The organism is Micromonospora profundi (genome assembly GCF_011927785.1).
GTDB lineage: Bacteria > Actinomycetota > Actinomycetes > Mycobacteriales > Micromonosporaceae > Micromonospora > Micromonospora profundi.
In genome coordinates this window covers 6,697,994-6,717,027 of sequence record NZ_JAATJK010000001.1, presented here as the reverse complement: position 1 = coordinate 6,717,027, position 19,034 = coordinate 6,697,994, and the positions used below count along the sequence as shown (strand labels likewise).

Here is a 19,034-nt window from a genome sequence, read left to right as displayed (position 1 = left end):
TCTGGCCCGGGGACGCGCGAGGCGCGAGACCGGACGTCGAAGACGGACACGGGACTTCCCGGCCGTCGTCAGGACTACTTGTAGCGGTAGACGATGCGCCCGCGGGTCAGGTCGTACGGCGAGAGTTCGACGACGACCCGGTCCTCCGGCAGGATGCGGATGTAGTGCTGCCGCATCTTGCCGCTGATGTGAGCCAGCACCTTATGGCCGTTCGCGAGCTCCACCCGGAACATTGCGTTCGGCAGGGGCTCGATGACTCGACCCTCGATCTCGATGGCTCCGTCTTTTTTCGGCATGTCCTCCGCTGTCCTGACGTCGATTGCTCCGGGCGGCCCACAACGTCTTACACGGGAACTGACCAAGATCAGATGCCCGCGCCAGCCGCGGCTCCAGCTCCCACCGAAGCGCAGGGTGGGCATGCCGGAGTGGACGCTGTGCGCCGAACAGAAAGTGTACGCCGGCCTGCACGCCGTCGCCAAACCGGCCGGCACCCGAGCACCGTGTCGGGTACGACCCCGCCTCCCGGAGACCCGATGATCTCCCAAAGCGGCCGCTGGTGGTCAGCTCGCAGGCGAGGGATCGTCTCGTTCGTCCGATTCACCGGCGCGCAACTCGCGCCGCCGCTCACGCTTCAGGCGCTTGCGCTCCCGTCGGCGCTCCCGCTCGATCGCCCGGCGTCGCGGCTCTCCCCCGGCCAACCCGGTGACAGTGCGAACCGCCAGCACCGCACCCCACGGCCCGGCCACCCAGGCCGGCCAGAAGTAGAGCAGCTCGCCGCTGAGCATCGACGTGACGCCCCACACGGCCACCACGATGCCGATCACCTGGAGGTAGGGCAGCCACACCTCGGCCAGCCAGCGGGCGGTGACGCCACCTGCCACCGGCTGGTCGCCCACCACCACGCTCGGCGGCTCGGCGGGCAGGCTGGCCGGCACCACAGCGGAGCGCTCGGCGGGCGCCACCGGGGGCAGGTCGACCAGCAGGGCATCCAAATCGGCGTACGTGCGCGCCGCGTACGCGTTCTGCACCCGCTCGTCGTACTCGTGCAGGTCGAGTCGACCCTCGCCGAGGGCGGCCCGCAAACGCTCGGCCACCGCCTCGCGATCCGCGTCCGCCGCTCGCATCCCGTCGCGCCCGTCCATGCCGGCAAGCATGCCACCCGGAAACAAAAACCGTCTCACCCGTCCGACCCCCTGACGCCCGGCGCGCCAGAGCGGTGCGGGGTCTAGGAGGCTGCCGAGACTGCCGGTTGGCGGGCCGTCACCAGGTCGCCCAGACGGGTCCGGCCGCCGTCGAAGGCCGTGAGCACCCAGACGCCGTCCGGCAACAGCGCCATCGAATGCTCGACGTGCGCCGCGACCGACCCGTCCCGGGTGACGACCGTCCAACCGTCGGCCAATTCGACGGTACGCGGCGACGCCATGGTGATCATGGGCTCGATGGCAAGCGCCATACCGGGGACCAGGCGTGGACCCTTGCCCGGTCGGCCGTGGTTGAGCACGTGCGGGTCCTGGTGCATCTCGGTGCCGATGCCGTGCCCGCCGTACCCGTCGACGATGCCGTACCTGCCGCCCTTGCGGACCGCGCTCTCCACAGCGTGAGAGATGTCGGTGAGGCGGCCCTTCCCGCTGGCCGCACCCCGTGCGGCGGCAGCGATACCGGCCCACATCGCGTCCTCGGCCACCTCGGCCATCCGCAGCAGCGCCGGGTCGACGTCGCCGACGCCCACTGTGATGGCGGCGTCGCCGTGCCAGCCATCAAGCACCGCACCGCAGTCGATCGAGATCAGGTCACCGTCGGCGAGCACCTGCTCTCCAGAGGGGATGGCGTGCACGACCTGCTCGTTCACCGAGGAGCAGATCGACGCCGGGAAGCCGTGGTAGCCCTTGAACGACGGGACGCCGCCCGCCTCGCGGATCGTCGACTCGGCGATGGCGTCCAGATCGGCGGTGGTCACCCCGGGGGCAACCGCCTCGCGCATGCGGCGCAGGGCCTCGGCGACCACCAGCCCGGCGGCCCGCATCTTCTCGATCTGGTCAGGGGTCTTCAGCTGGATATCCAGCTGGGGACGACGCATGGAGCGTTTACCTTTCGTGGCCGTTCAGCGGGGCACGTCATGCGTACCCCGCTGTTCGCACTCTATCCGCCGTGATGCGGCCGGACCTCAGCCGCCGTACGACCGCAGGGCGTCGATGGCCCGGGTGGTGACGTCCTCCACCGGCCCGGTGGCGTCGATCCCGACCAGCTTGCCCTGGGCGCCGTAGTAGTCGACAAGCGGCGCGGTCTTCTCGCCGTACTCCCGCAGGCGGGTGGCGATCGTCTCCGGCTTGTCGTCGTCCCGCTGGAACAGCTCGGCGCCACAACGGTCACAGACGTCCGGCCGGGTGGTGGCGTCGAACTCGACGTGCCAGATCTTGCCGCAGCCCCGGCAGGTGCGCCGGCCGGACAGCCGCCGGATCACCTCGTCGTCGTCGACCACAAGCTCCAGGACCAGGTCCAGCGCGGTGCCCAGGTCGGCGAGGAGCTTGTCCAGAGCGGCGGCCTGCGGAGTGGTCCGCGGAAAGCCGTCGAGCAGGAAGCCCTCGCTGGCGTCGGGCTCGGCCAGCCGGTCCCGGACCATGTTGATGGTCACCTCGTCCGGGACCAGCTCACCGGCGTCCATGTAACGCTTCGCCTCGACCCCGAGCGGCGTGCCCTGGGTGACGTTCGATCGGAAGATGTCACCGGTCGAGATCTTCGGCACCGAGAGGTGGGCGGCGATGAACTCGGCCTGCGTGCCTTTGCCCGCTCCCGGCGGGCCAACCAGAACGAGTCTCATCTACCGCAGGAACCCTTCGTAGTTCCGCTGCATGAGTTGGCTCTCGATCTGCTTCACGGTCTCCAGACCGACGCCGACCATGATGAGCACAGCGGTGCCGCCGAACGGGAAGTTCTGGTACTGCTGGTTGTCCAGCCAGATGAAGAAGAAGTTCGGCAGGATGGAGATGACACCCAGGTACAGAGCGCCCGGCAGAGTGATCCGACTGAGGATGAAGTCCAGGTAGTCGGCGGTCGGCTTACCGGGGCGGATGCCCGGCACGAAGCCGCCGTACTTCTTCATGTTGTCCGCGACCTCGGTCGGGTTGAACGTGATCGAGACGTAGAAGTACGTGAAGAAGATGATCATCAGGAAGTAGACCGCGATGTAGATCGGGCTACTCGGGTTGACCAGGTTGTTCTGGATCCACGCCTGGGTTTTGCCCGGGTCGGTCTGATCGAAGAACTGCAGCGCCAACTGCGGCAGGTAGAGCAGCGACGAGCCGAAGATGACCGGGATGACACCGGCCTGGTTGACCTTCAGCGGGATGTAGGTCGAGGTGCCGCCGTACATCCGCCGGCCGATCATCCGCTTGGCGTACTGCACCGGGATCCGGCGCTGCGCCTGCTCGATGAAGGTGACCGCGGTGATGACCACCAGGACCAGCGCGATGACCAGGGCAAACATGTCCCAGCCCTTGCTGGTCTTGATCTGCCAGCCCTCGCTGGGCAGCCGCGCCGCGATCGAGGTGAAGATCAGGACGGACATGCCGTTGCCGACGCCCCGGTCGGTGATCAGCTCGCCGAGCCACATGACCATGCCGGTACCGGCGGTCATCGTCATCACCAGGATGGTCAGGGTCAGCCAGTCCGGGATGCCAGTGCCGGTGGGGATGATCGGGAACTGGTCGCAGCGGTTCTGGAAGAGTTGGCCGGAACGGGCCAGCGCCACGAACGCCGAAGCCTGAAGCACACCCAGACCGAGAGTCAGGTAGCGGGTGTACTGGGTGATCTTCGCCTGGCCGGCCTGGCCCTCCTTGCGGAGCTGCTCCAGGCGCGGAATCACGACGGTCAGCAGCTGCAGGATGATCGACGCTGTGATGTAGGGCATGATGCCCAGCGCGAAGACCGAGAGCTGTAGCAGCGCTCCGCCGGAGAAGAGGTTGAGCAGGTTCAGCACACCCGTCGACTCACCCTGGAGGGTGTCGAGGCACTTCTGCACGTTGCCGTACGAGACGCCCGGGCTGGGCAGCGTGGCGCCCAGTCGGTAGACCGCGATGATGCCTACTGTGAACAGCAGCTTCTTGCGCAGGTCAGGCGTACGGAACGCACTGAGAAAGGCGGACAGCAACTTCTTCCTCCTGCGCGAGGCGGGCCGCCGGTGATCCCTGGCGGGTCGGGGTGGATCCGGGCGAGTGCCCGGATTCCATGGCTGGGATGGGACTCTAACAGCCCTATCCCCCTCCGGGCAGATGCGCCCGGCTACATAAACCGATTCCGATATTACCGGGCGCACACGCGCCCAGGCAGACCATGGCGCCCGTCCAGTTGCTCACAACCGGACGGGCGCCATGTCTCTTACGTCCTTACAGCTCGGTGGCGGAGCCACCGGCAGCGGCGATCTTCTCCTTGGCCGACGCGCTGAACGCGTGCGCCGACACCTGGAGCGCCACCCCGCCGAGATCCCCGGTGCCGAGGACCTTGACCGGGTGGCCCTTGCGGACCGCCCCAGCCTCGACCAGCTCCAGCGGGCCAACCTGGCCGCCGTTCGGGAACAGCTCGGCGAGCCGGTCCAGGTTGACCACCTGGAAGACCACCTTGAACTTGTTCTTGAAGCCCTTCATCTTCGGCAGGCGCATGTGGATGGGCATCTGCCCACCCTCGAACGCCGCCGAGATGTTCTTGCGGGCCTTGGAACCCTTGGTACCGCGACCAGCGGTCTTGCCCTTGGAACCCTCACCGCGACCCACACGGGTCTTCGCGGTCTTGGAACCAGGCGCCGGGCGCAGGTGGTGCACCTTGATCGTCATTACTCGACCTCCTCGACCTTCACGAGGTGGTTGACCGTGAAGATCATGCCACGGATCTCGGGCCGGTCTTCCTTGACCACCACGTCGTTGATCCGCTTGAGACCGAGCGAACGCAGCGAATCACGCTGGTTCTGCTTGGTCCCGATGCCGGACCGGAGCTGGGTGACCTTCAGACGTGCCATCAGCGAGCCACCCCCGCACGCGACGCCAGCATGGCGGCCGGCGCGACGTCCTCGACCGGCAGACCACGACGCGCAGCGACCTGCTCCGGGGACTCGAGCCCCCGCAGAGCCGCCACGGTGGCGTGCACGATGTTGATCGGGTTCGACGAGCCGAGGCTCTTGGAGAGCACGTCGTGGATCCCGGCGCACTCCAGCACGGCACGCACCGGACCACCGGCGATGACACCCGTACCGGCCGAGGCCGGCTTGAGCAGCACCACACCAGCGGCGTCCTCACCCGTCACCGGGTGCGGAATCGACTGGCCGATACGCGGCACCTTGAAGAAGTGCTTCTTGGCCTCCTCGACGCCCTTGGCGATGGCCGCGGGCACCTCCTTGGCCTTTCCGTAGCCCACGCCGACCGTGCCGTCGCCGTCGCCCACGATCACCAGGGCGGTGAAGCTGAAGCGACGACCACCCTTCACGACCTTGGCGACGCGGTTGATCGCGACGACCCGCTCAAGGTGCGGGGTCTTCTCGACGGGCGCGTTTCCGCGGCCGCCCTCACGGCGGTTGTCGCGGCGACCACCCTCGTTGCCACCGGACCCGCCGCCACGGCGCTGTTGACCTGGCATCAGCAGCCTTCCTTATCTCTCGTGACGGGGTTGTTAGAACTCGAGCCCGGCTTCGCGGGCGGCGTCGGCAAGCGCGGCGACTCGCCCCGCGTACCGGTTGCCACCGCGGTCGAAGACGACCTTGGAGACGCCGGCGGCCTTGGCCCGCTCGGCGAGCAGGGTGCCCACCTTGCCGGCGAGGGCGCTCTTGTCGCCCTCCGCACCGCGCAGCGAGGCGTCCAGGGTCGACGCCGACGCCAGGGTGTGACCCTTGGTGTCGTCGACGATCTGGGCGACCATGTGGCGCAGCGAACGGGTGACGACCAGGCGCGGACGCTCGGCCGTACCGCTGACGTTCTTGCGGACGCGGAAGTGCCGACGCGCACGCCCAACGGCGCGCTTGGCGGCGACGCCGCGGCGGCGCTTGAGCAGCGTGGCGCTCACTTCTTACCTGCCTTTCCGGCCTTGCGGCGGATGACCTCGCCCTGGTACTTGACGCCCTTGCCCTTGTAGGGCTCCGGCGGGCGGATCTTCCGGATGTTGGCGGCGACCTCACCGACCTGCTGCTTGTCGATGCCGGCCACGTGGAACAGGGTCGGCCGCTCCACAGTGAAGGTGATACCCGCCGGCGCCGGAACGAGCACCGGGTGCGAGAACCCGAGCGCGAACTCGAGGTCCGAACCCTTGGCGGTGACCCGGTAACCGGTGCCTGCGATCTCCAGGCTCTTGCGGTAGCCCTCGGTCACGCCGACGATCATGTTGGCCACCAGCGTACGGCTCAGGCCGTGCAGTTCCTTGGCCTTGCGCTCGTCGTTCGGGCGGTTGACGCTCAGCTGCCCGTCCTCGCCACGCTCGACCGTGATCGGCTCGGCGATGGTGTGCTGGAGCTCGCCCTTCGGGCCCTTGACCTTGACGGTCTGCCCGTCGATCGTGATATCGACGCCGGACGGTACCGGGATCGACTTACGTCCAATTCGCGACATTTCTACCTGTCTCCCGTTACCAGACGAAGGCGAGGACTTCCCCGCCAACGCTCCGCTTGCGGGCCTGCCGGTCGGTGAGCAGCCCCTGGGACGTCGAAATGATCGCCACGCCCAGCCCGCCGAGCACCCGCGGGAGCCCGTCCGACTTGGCGTAAACCCGGAGACCGGGCTTGGACACGCGCTTGATGCCGGCCAGGCTCCGCTCCCGGTTCTGGCCGTACTTCAGCTCGACGACCAGTCGCTTGCCGACGGCACCCTCTTCGGGCTCCTCGACCGACCAGGTGGCGATGTAACCCTCTGCCTTCAAGACCTCGGCGATGTTCGCCTTGATCTTGGAGTAGGGCATCTTCACCTGATCGTGGTACGCCTGGTTGGCGTTACGCAGACGCGTGAGCATGTCTGCGATCGGGTCGGTCATCGTCATGGATTTCGTCAGCCTTTCTCGCCGGGGTTCCCGGGGCACCAGCCCCGGGCCTACGGCGAAGAGCAATACCTAAACGGTGCAGGAGTTCCCGGCCGGCAGCCGGGACGCGGTCACCCTTACCAGGAAGCCTTGGACACACCCGGCAGCTCACCGCGGTGGGCCATCTCCCGGATGCAGACCCGGCACAGCCCGAACTTGCGGTAGACCGCCTTCGGACGCCCGCACCGCTGGCAGCGGGTGTACGCGCGAACCGAGAACTTCGGCTTCGCGGCCGCCTTGATGATCAGCGCCTTCTTGGCCATCTCAGTTCTCCTTGAACGGGAAGCCCAGGAGCTTGAGCAGCGCCCGGCCCTCGTCGTCGGTCGTGGCGGTGGTGACCACCGTGATGTCCATGCCCCGCTGGCGATCGATCTTGTCCTGATCGATCTCGTGGAACACCGACTGCTCGGTCAGACCGAACGTGTAGTTGCCGTGCCCGTCGAGCTTGCGCCCGTCCAGACCGCGGAAGTCGCGGATACGCGGCAGCGCGATGGACAGCAGCCGGTCCAGGAACTCCCACATCCGGTCACCGCGAAGGGTGACCTTCGCGCCGATCGGCATGCCCTCGCGGAGCTTGAACTGCGCGATGGACTTGGTCGCCCGCCGCACCTGCGGCTTCTGGCCGGTGATCGTGGCGAGGTCGCGGACCGCGCCGTCGATCAGCTTGGCGTCGCGAGCAGCCTCGCCGACACCCATGTTGACGACGATCTTGACCAGCCGCGGCACCTGCATGGGGTTGCCGTAGCTGTTCTGCTCACGCAGCTGGGCCACGATCTCGTTGCGGTACCGCTCCTTGAGGCGCGGCATGGTCTTTTCGGTAGCCGTGGTCATCACAGGTCCTTACCGGTGCTACGCGCGATGCGGACCTTCTGGCCGTTGTCGTCGATCCGGTAACCGACGCGCGTCGGCTTGCCGTCGGAGTCCAGGACCTGCACGTTCGAGACGTGGATCGGGGCCTCCTGGGTGACGATGCCGCCGGTCTTGGCGCCACGCTGGGTGGTGCTGATGCGGGTGTGCTTCTTGACCCGGTTCACGCCCTCGACCAGGACCTTGTCCTGCCGCGGGTAGGCCGCGATGACCTTGCCCTTGGCACCCTTGTCCTTGCCGGCGATGACGACGACCGTGTCGCCCTTCTTGACCTTCACGGTCACAACACCTCCGGCGCGAGGGAAATAATCTTCATGAACCGCTTGTCCCGCAGCTCCCGACCCACCGGGCCGAAGATGCGGGTACCGCGCGGGTCCCCACCGTCCTTGATGATGACGGCGGCGTTCTCGTCGAAGCGGATGTACGAGCCGTCCGGACGCCGCTTCTCCTTCGCGGTGCGGACGATGACCGCCTTGACGACGTCGCCCTTCTTGACACCGGCACCCGGGATCGCGTCCTTGACGGTGGCCACGATGACGTCGCCGATACTCGCGTAGCGCCGACCGGAGCCACCGAGAACCCGGATGCACAGGATCTCCCGAGCACCCGTGTTGTCGGCGACGCGCAGTCGCGACTCCTGCTGAATCACGTCTATCTCCTATGTCTGCCGGTTCTCCGGCCGCCATGGCGGCCGGAGCCTGGCGGAACCAACGCCCGACGCAACGCCGGGCGAGCTCGAGCCTTCGCTACTTGGCCTTTTCCAGGATCTCCACGATCCGCCAACGCTTGGTGGCGCTCAGCGGCCGGGTCTCCATGATCAGGACCCGGTCGCCGGTGCCAGCGGCGTTTTGCTCGTCGTGCACCTTCAGCTTGCTCGTACGGCGCATGATCTTGCCGTACAGCGCGTGCCGAACCCGGTCCTCGACCTCGACAACGACGGTCTTGTCCATCTTGTCGCTGACCACCAGGCCCTCGCGAACCTTGCGGCGCGCGCGGGTGGCGTCAGTGGTGGTGTTCTCGGTCATGATGCAGTCACCTCAGTCGGCGCGGCCGAGAGCCCCAGCTCGCGCTCGCGCATGATCGTGTAGATCCGGGCGATCTCCCGACGGATGACCTGCAACCGCCGGTTGTTGTCCAGCTGCCCGGTTGCGGCCTGCACGCGGAGGTTGAACAGCTCCGCCTTGGCCTCCCGCAGCTTCGTGACCAGCTCCTCCTCGGAGAGCTCACGCAGCTCGGTCGCCTTAACGCCCGCTGCCATCAGGATTCACCCACTTCGCGCGTAACAATGCGGCACTTCATCGGGAGCTTGTGGATCGCGCGACGCATGGCCTCTCGCGCGGTCTGCTCGTTGGGGAAGGACATCTCGAAGAGAACCCGCCCCGGCTTGACGTTGGCAACCCACCACTCCGGCGAGCCCTTACCGGAACCCATCCGGGTCTCGGCGGGCTTCTTGGTGAGGGCCTGGTCCGGGAAGATCGTGATCCAGACCTTGCCACCACGCTTGATGTGGCGAGTCATCGCGATACGTGCCGACTCGATCTGTCGGTTCGTCACGTACGCCGGCTCGAGAGCCTGGATCCCGAACTCGCCGAACACCACCCGGTTACCACCCTTGGACGCGCCACTGCGGTCCGGGTGGTGCGGCTTGCGGAAGCCCTTCGGGGGCTTGCGCGGCATCAGCATCTGTCAGCCCTCCTGCTGCGTTTCTGCCGGAGCAGCAGCGGCGGCGACAGCAGCGCTGTCGACCGGCTCGCCGCTCGGCGTCTCGGCCTGCTGCGCGATGGTGGTCGCAGCAGCCCGACCGGCCTCGGTGCCACCAGCCGTGGTGCCGGACGAACCCGACCGGCCACGGCGCGGACGCTCGGGACGGTCGCCGCGCTCACCACGACGCGGACGGGACGGACCGGCCTCGGCCGGAGCCTCCCGGCCCGGGACGGCGTCACCCTTGTAGATCCAGACCTTCACACCGATCCGACCGAACGTGGTACGGGCCTCGAAGAAGCCGTACTCGATGTTGGCCCGCAGCGTGTGCAGCGGAACCCGGCCCTCACGGTAGAACTCGGTCCGGCTCATCTCGGCGCCGCCGAGGCGACCCGAGACCTGAACCCGGATGCCCTTGCAGACCGGGTTCTTCATGGCCGACTGCATGGCCTTGCGCATCGCCCGACGGAAGCTGACCCGGCTGGACAGCTGCTCGGCCACGCCCTGCGCGACGAGCTGTGCGTCCGACTCGGGGTTCTTCACCTCGATGATGTTCAGCTGCACCTGCTTGCCGGTGAGCTTCTCCAGCTCGCCGCGGATCCGGTCGGCCTCCGCACCCTTACGGCCGATGACAATGCCCGGCCGGGCGGTGTGGATGTCGACCCGGACGCGGTCGCGGGTGCGCTCGATGTCGACCTTGGAAATGCCGGCACGCTCGAGGCCCTTGGACATCATCCGGCGGATCTTGACATCCTCGCCGATGTAGTCCTTGTAGAGCTTGTCCGCGAACCAGCGGGACTTCCAGTCGGTCGAGATGCCGAGCCGGAACCCAGTGGGGTGAACCTTCTGACCCATTACTCGGCGTCCTCCGTCTTGCTCTGCGCTTCGGCCGGTGCGGCCTCCGTGGCCGGGGCGGCCTTCTTCGCCGCGGCCTTCCTCGGCGCTGCCGGCGCAACCGCTTCGACCACCACGGTGATGTGGCAGGTGCGCTTGCGGATCCGGTACGCCCGGCCCTGCGCCCGCGGCTGGAACCGCTTCATCGTCGGGCCCTCGTCCACGAACGCCTCGCTGACGAGCAGCGCGCCGGGGTCCAGCCGCTCGTTGTTCTCCGCGTTGGCGATCGCGCTAGCGAGCACCTTGTACACCTGCTCGCTCGCAGCCTGCGGCGCGAACTGCAGCACCGTGAGAGCCTCCTTCGCGGGCAGGCCGCGGACGAGGTTGACCACCCGGCGCGCCTTCATCGGCGAGATGCGCACGTGCCGCGCAACCGCCCGCGCGCCCGGAAGCACCGGAGCGTCGCCCTTTCCTGGCATCGCTGTAACCCCTTGTTCCCTCTATCCGTATGCCCGCGGCGTCAGCGCCGACGGCTCTTCCGGTCGTCCTTCTCGTGACCCTTGAACGTGCGGGTCAGCGCGAACTCGCCGAGCTTGTGCCCGACCATCGCCTCGGTCACGAACACCGGGACGTGCTTGCGTCCGTCGTGCACGGCGATCGTGTGCCCCAGCATCTCGGGGATGATCGTCGAGCGCCGCGACCAGGTCTTGATCACGTTCTTCGAGCCCTTGTCGTTCTGAACTTCCACCTTCTTGAGCAGGTGGTCGTCTACGAACGGGCCCTTCTTCAGGCTGCGAGGCATGTCTTATCTCCCTCAGCCGCGCTTACGCGTGGCGTAGCGACGGCGGACGATCAGCCGGTCACTCGGCTGGCCCTTACGGCGGGTGCGGCCCTCGGGCTTACCCTGCGGGTTGACCGGGTGGCGACCACCAGAGGTCTTACCCTCACCACCACCGTGCGGGTGGTCGACCGGGTTCATGGCGACACCACGGACGGTCGGGCGCTTGCCCTTCCACCGCATACGGCCGGCCTTACCCCAGTTGATGTTCGACTGGTCGGCGTTGCCGATCTCGCCGACGCTTGCGCGGCAGCGCACGTCCACACGCCGGATCTCGCCGGACGGCATACGCAGGGTCGCGTACGCGCCCTCACGGCCGAGCAGCTGGATGCCGACGCCGGCGGAGCGGGCGAGCTTGGCCCCGCCACCCGGACGCAGCTCCACGTTGTGGATCGTGGTACCGACCGGGATGTTGCGCAGCGGCAGGTTGTTACCCGGCTTGATGTCGGCGCCCGGACCGGACTCGACGCGGTCGCCCTGCTTCATGTCCTTCGGCGCGAGGATGTACCGCTTCTCGCCGTCGGCGTAGTGCAGCAGCGCGATACGCGCCGTGCGGTTCGGGTCGTACTCGATGTGAGCGACCTTCGCCGGCACGCCGTCCTTGTCGACCCGCTTGAAGTCGATCAGACGGTACTGGCGCTTGTGACCGCCACCGTGGTGCCGCGTGGTGATCCGGCCGTGGGCGTTACGCCCGCCCTTCTTCGGCAACGGAGCCAGCAGCGACTTCTCCGGCGTGGACCGGGTGATCTCGGCGAAGTCGGCAACGCTGGAGCCACGTCGGCCCGGCGTCGTCGGCTTGTATTTACGGATAGCCATTGTCTACACCCCTCAGCTGACCGGGCCGCCGAAGGCCTCGATACGGTCACCGTCAGCCAGCTTCACGATCGCCCGCTTGGTCGCCTTGCGCTGACCGAAGCCGGTCTTGGTGCGCTTGCGCTTCCCTTGGCGGTTGAGCGTGTTGACCGTCAGGACGCGGACGTTGAAGATCTGCTGGATAGCGATCTTGATCTCGGTCTTGTTCGCGTCCGGGTGCACCAGGAAGGTGTACCAGTTCCGGTTCAGCTCGCTGTAGCTCTTCTCCGAGACGACCGGCGCCACGATGATGTCGCGCGGGTCGGCGATCGTGCTCACTTGCCACCCTCCTCGGTGGTCTCGGCGGGCACGCCCAGGAACTCGTCCAGGGCGTCCTTGGTGAAGACCACGTCGTCGGCCACCAGCACGTCGTACGTGTTCAGCTGGCCGGACTCGATCAGGTGCACCCGCGGCTCGTTGCGCAGCGACACCCAGTTCAGCTCGTCGGTGCTGCTCAGCACGACGAGAACCCGACGGGCCTCGGTGAGCTTGGTCAGCGTGGCAAGGGCCGCCTTCGTCGACGGCTTCTCGCCCGAGACGAACGCCTCGACAACGTGTACCTGCCCGGCGCGGGCCCGGTCGGAGAGGGCACCGCGCAGCGCGGCGGCCTTCATCTTCTTCGGGGTCCGCTGGCTGTAGTCACGCGGAACGGGACCGTGTACCACGCCACCGCCGGCGAACTGCGGTGCGCGGATCGAGCCCTGCCGGGCGCGACCGGTGCCCTTCTGCTTGTACGGCTTCTTGCCGCCGCCGGCGACCTCGCCGCGGGTCTTGGTCTTGTGCGTGCCCTGTCGGGCCGCCGCGAGCTGGGCCACCACGACCTGGTGCATCAGCGCGACGTTGGCCTGCACGTCGAAGATGTCAGCCGGCAGCTCGACGGAGCCGCTGGTGCTGCCTTCGACGGTGCGCACGTCAACGGTGGTCACTTGGCCGCACCGCCCTTCTTGACCTTGCTCTTCGCCGCGGTACGGACCAGAACCAGCGCGCCCTTGGGGCCAGGAATGGCACCGCGGACGAGCAGCAGGTTGTTCTCGGTGTCGACCGCCTGGACGGTGAGGTTCTGCACGGTGTAGCGCACGCCACCCATGCGGCCGGCCATCCGGGTGCCCTTGAAGACACGACCCGGGGTGGCGCAGGCGCCGATGGAACCGGGCGAGCGGTGCTTGCGCTCGACACCGTGGCTGGCGCGCAGACCGTGGAAGCCGTGCCGCTTCATCGGGCCGGCGTAGCCCTTGCCCTTGGTCTTTCCGGTGACGTCGATCGTGACGCCGGCCGGGAACTCCTCGACCGTGACCTCCTGGCCGAGCGAGTATTCCCCAGCGTCGGTGGTGCGCAGCTCGACGATGTGCCGGCGCGGCGCCACGTCCGCCTTGGCGTAGTGGCCGCTGATCGGCTTCTTGACCTTGCGCGGGTCGATCGTGCCGTACGCCAGCTGGACCGCTGAGTAACCGTCCTTCTCGGCGCTACGAACCTGGCTGATGACGCACGGGCCGGCCTCGACCACGGTCACGGGAACAACCTTGTTGTTGTCCCAGACCTGGGTCATGCCGAGCTTGGCGCCCAGGATCCCCTTGACTTGCCTGTCCATTTGTCCGGTCCCTACAGCTTGATCTCGATGTCGACGCCAGCCGGCAGGTCGAGGCGCATGAGCGAGTCGACCGTCTTCGGGGTCGGGTCGATGATGTCGATCAGCCGCTTGTGCGTGCGCATCTCGAAGTGCTCGCGCGAGTCCTTGTACTTGTGCGGCGAGCGGATAACGCAGAAACGGTTGATCTCCGTGGGCAGCGGCACCGGGCCCGCGACCTGCGCCCCGGTGCGCGTCACCGTCTCGACGATCTTCCGAGCCGAGGAGTCGACGACCTCGTGGTCATAGGCCTTGAGCCGGATGCGGATCTTCTGTCCCGCCATGGTGGCTTCTGTTCCTTCTCTCGATGCCGCTGTGTTGCGGGCGCCTGTACCGGCTGGCACAGGCCCACTTCGCCGACCCCCGCGGTCGGGCGTGTCGCGCCCTCGGGCCGGGCTCCGCCCCGTGGTTCCGGAGTGGTGCTGACCGCGCGGTGGGTCAAGGCGCCGATCGCATTACCGCGACCTGAACGCCGTGCGAGGGTGGTTGGCGACTGGGCCGCCAACCACCCCACGCTCGACTGTCTCGCCACCCGGAGGTTCAGCGAAAGCCGAACACAGGCGACGAACTGTCGTTACGCAACCTGACTAGTATGCCGCACGACCGGCGGCGGGTCTAATCGGGGTTACCTAGTTCACTTAACGATCTTGTTGACGAACCCGGCGCCGACGGTGCGGCCACCCTCGCGGATCGCGAACTTGAGGTTCTCCTCCATGGCGATGGGCTGGATCAGCTTCACCGACATGGTGGTGTTGTCGCCCGGCATGACCATCTCGGTGCCCTCGGGGAGGGTGACGACACCGGTGACGTCCGTGGTCCGGAAGTAGAACTGCGGGCGGTAGTTCTGGAAGAACGGGGTGTGCCGGCCGCCCTCCTCCTTGGAGAGGATGTAGACCGTCGCCTCGAACTCCGTGTGCGGGGTCGTGGTGCCCGGCTTGATGACCACCATGCCGCGCTCGACGTCCTCGCGCTTGGTGCCACGCAGCAGGAGACCGACGTTCTCGCCTGCGCGCGCGTCGTCCAGGGTCTTCCGGAACATCTCGATCGCGGTGACCTTGGTCTTGAAGCCCTTCTCGCGGATGCCGACAACCTCGACGTCCTCGTTCGGGAGCAGCACGCCGCGCTCGACACGACCGGTGACGACCGTGCCACGACCGGTGATCGTGAACACGTCCTCGACGGGCATGAGGAACGGCTTCTCAGTCTCGCGCTCCGGCTGCGGAATCGCGGTGTCGACTGCGGTCATCAGCTCGAGCAGCTTCTCGGTCCAGACCGGGTCGCCCTCGAGCGCCTTCAGCGCGGAGACCTGGACGACCGGAAGGTCGTCACCCGGGTACTCCTGCGACGAGAGCAGCTCACGGACCTCGAGCTCGACGAGTTCCAGGAGCTCCTCGTCATCGACCATGTCGCTCTTGTTGAGCGCCACGACGATGTACGGCACGCCAACCTGACGGGCCAGCAGCACGTGCTCGCGGGTCTGCGGCATCGGGCCGTCGGTCGCCGCGACCACCAGGATCGCGCCGTCCATCTGCGCGGCACCGGTGATCATGTTCTTGATGTAGTCCGCGTGGCCGGGGCAGTCGACGTGCGCGTAGTGCCGCGCCTCGGTCTGGTACTCGACGTGCGCGATCGAGATCGTGATACCGCGGGCCTTCTCCTCCGGCGCCTTGTCGATCTCGTCGAACGGCGTGTAGGGGTTCAGGTCGGGGTACTGGTCGTGCAGGACCTTCGTGATGGCCGCCGTCAGCGTCGTCTTACCGTGGTCGATGTGACCAATGGTGCCGATGTTGACGTGCGGCTTAGTCCGCTCGAACTTAGCCTTCGCCACTGGTGTCCTCCTGTGGACTTCTTGGTTCGTACGCCCGGCGCGCCAGGTCGGCGCTTAGGACTCTGTCGACAGCCTTTCCGGCCTGGCGGCCGGAGAGCTTTTGTGGGTTCTGCGGCGATGAAGCCTACAGGCCCGGTCTCACGCGATCCGATCGTGGTGGCCGCGGGCGGGTGAAACCACCCGCGACCGACCACGAATCACCTGCTCGGGGAGAGTTACTCGCCCGTTGCCTTGGCGATGATCTCCTTCGCGACGCTCTGCGGAACCTCGGCGTAGGAGTCGAACTGCATGCTGTAGCTAGCCCGGCCCTGGGTCTTCGACCGCAGGTCGCCGACGTAGCCGAACATCTCCGACAACGGCACCAGAGCCTTCACGATGCGGGCGCCGCTGCGCTCCTCCATCGCCTGGATGATGCCCCGGCGGGAGTTGAGGTCGCCGATGACGTCACCCATGTTCTCCTCAGGAGTGGTGACCTCAACGGCCATCATCGGCTCAAGGAGTGCGGGGTCGGCCTTGCGGGCCGCCTCCTTCATCACCATCGAGCCGGCGATCTTGAATGCCATTTCCGAGGAGTCGACCTCGTGGTACTGGCCGTCCAGCAGCGTCAGCTTCACACCGACGAGCGGGAAGCCCGCCAGGATGCCGTACTGCATGGCGTCCTGGGCACCGGCGTCGACCGACGGGATGAACTCCCGCGGGATGCGACCACCGGTGACGGCGTTTGCGAACTCGTAGGTCGGCGAGTCGTTGTCAAGCGGCAGCGGCTCGACGCTCACGATCACGCGGGCGTACTGGCCGGAACCACCGGTCTGCTTCTTGTGGGTGTACTCGATCTTGTCCACCTTGCGGCGGATCGTCTCGCGGTACGCCACCTGCGGCTTACCGATGTTCGCCTCGACGTTGAACTCGCGGCGCATCCGGTCGACCAGGATGTCCAGGTGCAGCTCGCCCATGCCGGCGATGACCGTCTGACCGGTCTCCTCGTCCAGCTTGACGCGGAAGGTCGGGTCCTCCTCAGCGAGCCGCTGGATGGCGGTGCTGAGCTTCTCCTGGTCGGCCTTGGTCTTCGGCTCGATGGCGACCTCGATGACCGGCTCCGGGAACGTCATCGACTCCAGGATGACCGGGTTCGCCGGGTCGCACAGCGTGTCACCGGTGGTGGTCTGCTTGAGACCCTGCACCGCGATGATGTCGCCAGCGTGGGCCGAGCCGCGCTCTTCCCGCTTGTTGGCGTGCATCTGGTAGATCTTGCCGATGCGCTCCTTGCGGTCCTTGGTGGAGTTGACCACCTGGGTGCCGGTCTCGACCACGCCCGAGTAGATCCGGACGTAGGTGAGCTTGCCAAGGTGCTTGTCGGTCTGGATCTTGAAGGCCAGGCCGGAGAACGGCTCCTTGGTGGAGGGCTGGCGCTGCAACGGCGTCTCGCCGTCGGTCGCCGTGCCCTCGATCGCCGGGATGTCCAGCGGCGACGGCAGGTACGCCACGACGGCGTCCAGCATCGGCTGGATGCCCTTGTTCTTGAAGGCGGTGCCCGTGAGGACCGGGTTGGCCTTGCCACCGATGGTCGCGCGGCGGATGGCGGCCCGGATCTCGTCGGTGGAGATCTCCTCGCCTTCGAGGTACTTCTCCATCACCGCGTCGTCGACGTCGGCGAGGGTCTCCATCAGCTTCTCGCGCCACTCAGCGGCCGAGTCGGCGAGGTCGGCCGGGATGTCCTCGACCGCGTAGTCCTCACCCTTCTGGGTCTCGCCGCGCCAGGTCAGGGCGCGCATCTCGACCAGGTCGACGACACCGATGAAGTCGGCCTCGGCACCGATCGGGATCTGCAGCACCAGCGGGGTGGCGTTCAGCCGGTCGATCATCATCTGCACGCAGCGGAAGAAGTCGGCACCGGTCCGGTCGAGCTTGTTGACGAAGCACATCCGGGGGACGTCGTACTTGTCCGCCTGCCGCCAGACGTTCTCCGTCTGCGGCTCGACACCGGCCACGCCGTCGTACACCGCGACCGCACCGTCCAGCACCCGCAGCGACCGCTCCACCTCGACCGTGAAGTCGACGTGGCCGGGCGTGTCGATGATCTGGATCGTGTGGCCCTTCCACTCGCACTTCGTGGCGGCGGAAGTGATCGTGATACCGCGCTCCTGCTCCTGCTCCATCCAGTCCATGACGGCAGCGCCCTCGTGGACTTCACCGATCTTGTAGGTGATGCCGGTGTAGAACAGGATTCGCTCGGTGGTAGTGGTCTTACCGGCATCGATGTGCGCCATGATGCCGATATTGCGTACGTTGGCGAGCGCGTCTGCGGCGGCCACTTCAATCCCTACTTATCGTCGTCTCGACTCAACTGGTGGCGGTTCCGGCGTCCGTGGGACGCCGGAACCAGGGTGTTACCAGCGGTAGTGCGCGAAGGCCTTGTTCGACTCGGCCATCTTGTGCGTGTCCTCGCGCCGCTTGACGGCGGCACCGAGGCCGTTGCTCGCGTCCAGCAGCTCGTTCATCAGCCGCTCGACCATGGTCTTCTCGCGGCGGGCGCGGGAGTACGTCACCAGCCAGCGCAGACCCAGGGTGGTCGCCCGGGTCGGACGAACCTCGACCGGAACCTGGTAGGTGGCGCCACCGACACGACGGCTGCGCACCTCGAGGGTCGGCTTGACGTTGTCCATCGCCCGCTTGAGGGTGACGACCGGGTCGGTGCCGGACTTCTCGCGGCAGCCCTCGAGGGCCGCGTACACGATCGATTCGGCGAGCTGGCGCTTGCCGCGCAGCAGGATCTTGTTTACCAGCTGGGTGACCAGCGGCGAGTTGTACACCGGGTCAGCGACCAGCGGCCGCCGCGGAGCGGGTCCTTTACGCGGCATGTCAGCTCTTCTCCTTCTTCGCGCCGTAACGGCTGCGCGCCTGCTTGCGGTTGCGGACACCCTGGGTGTCCAGCGAGCCGCGGACGATCTTGTAACGCACGCCGGGGAGGTCCTTCACCCGGCCGCCGCGAACGAGCACGATCGAGTGCTCCTGCAGGTTGTGACCGACGCCCGGGATGTAGGCGGTCACCTCGATCTGGCTGCTGAGCTTCACACGAGCGACCTTGCGCAGCGCCGAGTTCGGCTTCTTGGGGGTGGTGGTGTACACGCGGGTGCACACGCCGCGCCGCTGAGGGGAACCCTTCAGCGCCGGGGTCTTGGTCTTGCTCGTCTTAGCCTGGCGGCCCTTTCGGACCAGCTGCTGGATCGTGGGCACCGGGTTTCTCCGCTCCCTTCGGCCGCGCTGTCGCGGCCGCGCCGTCTGCTCGTTAGCCGGCCTGATGACCGGCTCTCCTACATTCCGACCAGGGCCGCCTTGCGGAGGCCCCGGTACCCGCGGTCGGGCGTGTCGCCCCACTCACGGTCCCGGTGCGGACGCTTTCGCGGCGTACCGGGGTTTGTCACCGGCACGCGGGTCGCCCCGCC

General features: G+C 67.3%; 30 protein-coding genes. All 30 read right to left on the bottom strand.

All coding sequences use genetic code 11. The features are described from left to right. Nucleotides 1–74 precede the first annotated feature (74 nt). Nucleotides 75–296, bottom strand: coding sequence for a translation initiation factor IF-1 (gene infA, locus F4558_RS30210; protein WP_007073013.1), 222 nt, complete (start codon nt 294–296; stop codon nt 75–77). 264 nt (nt 297–560) lie between these two features. Further along, nucleotides 561–1,142 (bottom strand): DUF1707 SHOCT-like domain-containing protein, encoded by a 582-nt coding sequence (locus F4558_RS30205; RefSeq protein WP_053654949.1) that lies wholly within the window; start codon nt 1,140–1,142, stop codon nt 561–563. Nucleotides 1,143–1,225: 83 nt separating this feature from the next. Beyond that, the gene (gene map / locus F4558_RS30200) at nt 1,226–2,077 is read right to left on the bottom strand and encodes a type I methionyl aminopeptidase (protein ID WP_053653925.1); all 852 of its coding nucleotides are present in this window, start codon (nt 2,075–2,077) and stop codon (nt 1,226–1,228) included. A gap of 87 nt (nt 2,078–2,164) precedes the next feature. Further along, on the bottom strand, nt 2,165–2,818 hold the full coding sequence (locus tag F4558_RS30195; protein WP_053653926.1) for an adenylate kinase: 654 nt from the start codon (nt 2,816–2,818) through the stop codon (nt 2,165–2,167). Next, the gene (secY, locus tag F4558_RS30190) at nt 2,819–4,147 is read right to left on the bottom strand and encodes a preprotein translocase subunit SecY (protein ID WP_053653928.1); all 1,329 of its coding nucleotides are present in this window, start codon (nt 4,145–4,147) and stop codon (nt 2,819–2,821) included. It lies immediately after the preceding gene. Between the two features lie 235 nt (nt 4,148–4,382). Then, nucleotides 4,383–4,826: a 50S ribosomal protein L15 gene (gene rplO / locus F4558_RS30185; RefSeq protein ID WP_053653930.1), complete on the bottom strand. Its 444-nt coding sequence runs from the start codon at nt 4,824–4,826 to the stop codon at nt 4,383–4,385. Further along, on the bottom strand, nt 4,826–5,008 hold the full coding sequence (gene rpmD / locus F4558_RS30180; protein ID WP_030329904.1) for a 50S ribosomal protein L30: 183 nt from the start codon (nt 5,006–5,008) through the stop codon (nt 4,826–4,828). Before rpmD ends, rplO begins: the two co-directional genes overlap by 1 nt. Then, entirely contained in the window at nt 5,008–5,622 is a 615-nt protein-coding gene (rpsE, locus tag F4558_RS30175; RefSeq protein WP_053653932.1) for a 30S ribosomal protein S5, read from the bottom strand. The genes rpmD and rpsE overlap by 1 nt, the downstream gene beginning before the upstream one ends. A gap of 33 nt (nt 5,623–5,655) precedes the next feature. Then, nucleotides 5,656–6,045: a 50S ribosomal protein L18 gene (gene rplR / locus F4558_RS30170; RefSeq protein ID WP_167946987.1), complete on the bottom strand. Its 390-nt coding sequence runs from the start codon at nt 6,043–6,045 to the stop codon at nt 5,656–5,658. Beyond that, a complete protein-coding gene (rplF, locus tag F4558_RS30165; protein ID WP_053653934.1) occupies nt 6,042–6,584 on the bottom strand; it encodes a 50S ribosomal protein L6 in 543 nt (180 codons plus the stop codon). The genes rplR and rplF overlap by 4 nt, the downstream gene beginning before the upstream one ends. Before the next feature lie 16 nt (nt 6,585–6,600). Next, a complete protein-coding gene (gene rpsH, locus F4558_RS30160; RefSeq protein ID WP_007465270.1) occupies nt 6,601–7,008 on the bottom strand; it encodes a 30S ribosomal protein S8 in 408 nt (135 codons plus the stop codon). A 116-nt stretch (nt 7,009–7,124) separates the two neighbouring features. Beyond that, nucleotides 7,125–7,310 carry a type Z 30S ribosomal protein S14 gene (locus F4558_RS30155; protein ID WP_007465272.1) on the bottom strand — a complete coding sequence of 62 codons (186 nt, stop codon included), beginning with the start codon at nt 7,308–7,310 and terminating at the stop codon, nt 7,125–7,127. A 1-nt stretch (nt 7,311) separates the two neighbouring features. Next, the gene (rplE, locus tag F4558_RS30150) at nt 7,312–7,878 is read right to left on the bottom strand and encodes a 50S ribosomal protein L5 (protein WP_053653936.1); all 567 of its coding nucleotides are present in this window, start codon (nt 7,876–7,878) and stop codon (nt 7,312–7,314) included. Further along, nucleotides 7,878–8,198, bottom strand: a complete 321-nt coding sequence (rplX, locus tag F4558_RS30145) for a 50S ribosomal protein L24 (RefSeq protein WP_007465276.1) — start codon at nt 8,196–8,198, stop codon at nt 7,878–7,880. Before rplX ends, rplE begins: the two co-directional genes overlap by 1 nt. Further along, nucleotides 8,195–8,563 carry a 50S ribosomal protein L14 gene (gene rplN, locus F4558_RS30140; RefSeq protein WP_015619002.1) on the bottom strand — a complete coding sequence of 123 codons (369 nt, stop codon included), beginning with the start codon at nt 8,561–8,563 and terminating at the stop codon, nt 8,195–8,197. The genes rplX and rplN overlap by 4 nt, the downstream gene beginning before the upstream one ends. Before the next feature lie 97 nt (nt 8,564–8,660). Then, the gene (rpsQ, locus tag F4558_RS30135; RefSeq protein WP_053653938.1) at nt 8,661–8,939 is read right to left on the bottom strand and encodes a 30S ribosomal protein S17; all 279 of its coding nucleotides are present in this window, start codon (nt 8,937–8,939) and stop codon (nt 8,661–8,663) included. Then, complete coding sequence (gene rpmC / locus F4558_RS30130; protein ID WP_007465283.1) at nt 8,936–9,172, bottom strand: 50S ribosomal protein L29; 237 nt, start codon at nt 9,170–9,172, stop codon at nt 8,936–8,938. Before rpmC ends, rpsQ begins: the two co-directional genes overlap by 4 nt. Then, nucleotides 9,172–9,597, bottom strand: a complete 426-nt coding sequence (gene rplP, locus F4558_RS30125; protein ID WP_053653940.1) for a 50S ribosomal protein L16 — start codon at nt 9,595–9,597, stop codon at nt 9,172–9,174. The genes rpmC and rplP overlap by 1 nt, the downstream gene beginning before the upstream one ends. 3 nt (nt 9,598–9,600) lie before the next feature. Beyond that, nucleotides 9,601–10,470: a 30S ribosomal protein S3 gene (gene rpsC / locus F4558_RS30120; RefSeq protein WP_007465294.1), complete on the bottom strand. Its 870-nt coding sequence runs from the start codon at nt 10,468–10,470 to the stop codon at nt 9,601–9,603. Further along, nucleotides 10,470–10,928, bottom strand: a complete 459-nt coding sequence (rplV, locus tag F4558_RS30115; protein WP_053653942.1) for a 50S ribosomal protein L22 — start codon at nt 10,926–10,928, stop codon at nt 10,470–10,472. The genes rpsC and rplV overlap by 1 nt, the downstream gene beginning before the upstream one ends. 41 nt (nt 10,929–10,969) lie before the next feature. After that, nucleotides 10,970–11,251, bottom strand: coding sequence for a 30S ribosomal protein S19 (gene rpsS / locus F4558_RS30110; protein ID WP_007465299.1), 282 nt, complete (start codon nt 11,249–11,251; stop codon nt 10,970–10,972). A 12-nt stretch (nt 11,252–11,263) separates the two neighbouring features. Next, nucleotides 11,264–12,103, bottom strand: a complete 840-nt coding sequence (rplB, locus tag F4558_RS30105; RefSeq protein ID WP_053653944.1) for a 50S ribosomal protein L2 — start codon at nt 12,101–12,103, stop codon at nt 11,264–11,266. A 12-nt stretch (nt 12,104–12,115) separates the two neighbouring features. Beyond that, a complete protein-coding gene (gene rplW / locus F4558_RS30100) occupies nt 12,116–12,418 on the bottom strand; it encodes a 50S ribosomal protein L23 (protein ID WP_007465304.1) in 303 nt (100 codons plus the stop codon). Continuing rightward, nucleotides 12,415–13,065, bottom strand: a complete 651-nt coding sequence (rplD, locus tag F4558_RS30095) for a 50S ribosomal protein L4 (protein WP_053653946.1) — start codon at nt 13,063–13,065, stop codon at nt 12,415–12,417. Before rplD ends, rplW begins: the two co-directional genes overlap by 4 nt. Beyond that, nucleotides 13,062–13,727, bottom strand: a complete 666-nt coding sequence (gene rplC / locus F4558_RS30090; RefSeq protein ID WP_053653948.1) for a 50S ribosomal protein L3 — start codon at nt 13,725–13,727, stop codon at nt 13,062–13,064. The genes rplD and rplC overlap by 4 nt, the downstream gene beginning before the upstream one ends. Nucleotides 13,728–13,738: 11 nt before the next feature. After that, a complete protein-coding gene (gene rpsJ, locus F4558_RS30085; protein ID WP_007073037.1) occupies nt 13,739–14,047 on the bottom strand; it encodes a 30S ribosomal protein S10 in 309 nt (102 codons plus the stop codon). A 350-nt stretch (nt 14,048–14,397) separates the two neighbouring features. After that, nucleotides 14,398–15,591 (bottom strand): elongation factor Tu, encoded by a 1,194-nt coding sequence (tuf, locus tag F4558_RS30080; protein WP_167946985.1) that lies wholly within the window; start codon nt 15,589–15,591, stop codon nt 14,398–14,400. Between the two features lie 215 nt (nt 15,592–15,806). Further along, nucleotides 15,807–17,903, bottom strand: coding sequence for an elongation factor G (gene fusA / locus F4558_RS30075; RefSeq protein ID WP_053653953.1), 2,097 nt, complete (start codon nt 17,901–17,903; stop codon nt 15,807–15,809). A 75-nt stretch (nt 17,904–17,978) separates the two neighbouring features. Further along, nucleotides 17,979–18,449, bottom strand: coding sequence for a 30S ribosomal protein S7 (rpsG, locus tag F4558_RS30070; RefSeq protein ID WP_007465317.1), 471 nt, complete (start codon nt 18,447–18,449; stop codon nt 17,979–17,981). Between the two features lies 1 nt (nt 18,450). Then, nucleotides 18,451–18,825 carry a 30S ribosomal protein S12 gene (rpsL, locus tag F4558_RS30065; RefSeq protein WP_014440718.1) on the bottom strand — a complete coding sequence of 125 codons (375 nt, stop codon included), beginning with the start codon at nt 18,823–18,825 and terminating at the stop codon, nt 18,451–18,453. Between the last annotated feature and the right edge of the window lie 209 nt (nt 18,826–19,034).